This is a genomic window from Mesotoga sp. HF07.pep.5.2.highcov, assembly GCF_003666285.1.
In the GTDB taxonomy this organism is placed as follows: Bacteria; Thermotogota; Thermotogae; order Petrotogales; family Kosmotogaceae; genus Mesotoga; species Mesotoga prima.
The window spans coordinates 1-2,071 of the sequence record NZ_JFHJ01000364.1; the positions used below are offsets into that span (position 1 = coordinate 1).

Here is a 2,071-nt window from a genome sequence, read left to right on the forward strand (position 1 = left end):
ATCTTATCTAGATCGAAGCCTACTATGGCCCCGTTTCTCTTTCTCACATTAAGCATCACGATACCTCCATAAATATGATAATGAAATATCCCCACAAATTGTGTCTAAAGTTGATTGTACCACAATATGTTGTTATTTCAAAAATAGACGCCCTATGATTATCTCAGTGGGGAAGTTTTGTTATTTTCTTGGGAAGTGATAGCGGTTGTCTAAGCACGAGTTCCTGAGAGACTTTCAGAATTCAAAGGAACTTAAGGTTTGACGAAAGTGAAATGTGTTAAATGTTGGGTTTCTTTATGAAACGGGTAACGCTATTTGTACCAATTCTATTTAACATCGCAACGAAGGCCTCGGCAGTTGCCAGTGCGTCACCTAATGCTCTATGTCTCGATTCAGGTATAATACCCAGTCTTGCCAAAAGAATGTCAAGGTTGTTTCTCCCATATCTGAAGACGGCCTTTGAGACTTCTATTGTGTCGATAAATTGGTTGCGAAGCTTACCCAGTCCACATTTATCACCATAGAAGTTGATAAAGGAAAGATCAAAAGGGGCGTTGTGAATTATTAGCGTTGCATCTCCAGCAAAAGAATAGAAGCCTCTGAGAACATCGCAAACTGTTGACTTGCCTTTCACGGTCAAGTTGCTTATTCCAGTAAGGGCAGTTATTGCTATTGGAATTATGCATTCGGGATCAATGAGAGAATCAAAGAAGTCATCTCTGCATAGTTCCCAGTTCTTCACACGAACGCCAGCCACCTCGATGAGTTTGGCTCCTCGGTATGGATTCATCCCGGTTGTCTCTGTGTCTATCACTACAAATTCCAAATGACTTCCCCCTCTTCTCATTCTATAACGAAAGGATCTCTTTCGGAAAGGATGTCAAGTTGGAAGTGCGAAGAAATCAGAAGATCCTTTACGCTTTCTTCCCAGTTTGTAGGCGGTCAATAGAGTATAATTTCTATGAGGTGATCCACAGTGGATGACAAAGTAAACCATTCCGAAGAGGAAATAACGGAACGCTATAGGAAGGCCCTTGAATCAGCGATTCAGAAAGCACCGATCAGATCGGGCGAGAGGCTTTATCTTACAGATCTCTGGGCCATTACCTCTATTCCCGAAGAAGTCATCGTAGAGACTCTGGGTTCTTCCGAAGTGAAGTTACCCGAAGGAGTATCATGCATTGTTGACGATAGAAGGAAAAAGAAGAGGATAATATATGGGAAACGGGAGCCAAACGAAAAGGGTAGCAATCCTAAGCAGTCCAGAATACAAAAAGTGCAGGGAGAAGATCAGTGAGGGGCTAGATCTGATCGGTTTCGACGAGACTCTCCGGGGAAAGAAGGTTCTTCTAAAAGTCAATCTTCTATCGGCAAGATCACCGGAAAGTTGTGTAACCACGAACCCTTTGTTTGTTAGAGCAGTTGCAGAATTATTTCTTGGAAGAGGAGCGGAGGTGAGCGTTGGGGATTCTCCCGCTAGCGTAAGCACTTCTGTTGCGGGATATGCTTCTGGAATCTCACAAGTGTGCAAGGAGTTGGGAATACCTCTGCTGGATTTTGATGACCCCGTTCAAATCGTCTTTGACGAAGGAACGTACAGGAGTTTCCTTATTTCTAAACCAGTTCTTGAAACTGATCTCCTGATAAATCTCCCTAAGCTCAAGACTCATGCACTAACTCGGGTTACACTAGGGGTGAAGAACCTTTTTGGATGTGTTCCTGGTGCAAAGAAACAGGGCTGGCATTTCAGAGTCAGAAACATGAAGGAGTTTTCGAAGATGCTGTTAGATCTCGCCGTTCATCTGAGGGCAGATCTAACCGTAATTGATGGTATATATGGGATGGACGGTAACGGTCCCTCGAACGGTAGGATTATCAAACCAGGAATAATTGGGATGTCAAGAGATGTTTTTGCACTGGACGATGCTATAGCGGAATTATTTGGCATCAACCATTCAAAAGTTCCGATACTGCAAATAGCGAGAGACAGAGGCCTGGTCGGTGACTATGATGTAGTTGGTGACGAAGTACATCCTGACAAGCTCCTTCTTCCCGAAACTAACTTCATTGG

General features: G+C 43.4%; 3 protein-coding genes. 2 read left to right on the forward strand and 1 reads right to left on the reverse strand.

Annotated features, from left to right (window positions below; translation table 11 throughout):
- Window positions 1-277 precede the first annotated feature (277 nt).
- Window positions 278-826, reverse strand: coding sequence for a PolC-type DNA polymerase III (locus BG32_RS07725; RefSeq protein WP_006492439.1), 549 nt, complete (start codon window positions 824-826; stop codon window positions 278-280).
- A gap of 150 nt (window positions 827-976) precedes the next feature.
- Here BG32_RS07725 and BG32_RS07730 point away from each other — a divergent pair, with 150 nt between their 5' ends.
- Together BG32_RS07730 and BG32_RS07735 are read left to right on the forward strand one after the other, a co-directional pair.
- Window positions 977-1,297, forward strand: coding sequence for a hypothetical protein (locus tag BG32_RS07730; protein WP_006492441.1), 321 nt, complete (start codon window positions 977-979; stop codon window positions 1,295-1,297).
- Window positions 1,218-2,071, forward strand: an 854-nt coding sequence (locus tag BG32_RS07735; protein WP_121526648.1) for a DUF362 domain-containing protein, incomplete at its 3' end; no start/stop codon positions are given. The genes BG32_RS07730 and BG32_RS07735, both read left to right, overlap by 80 nt.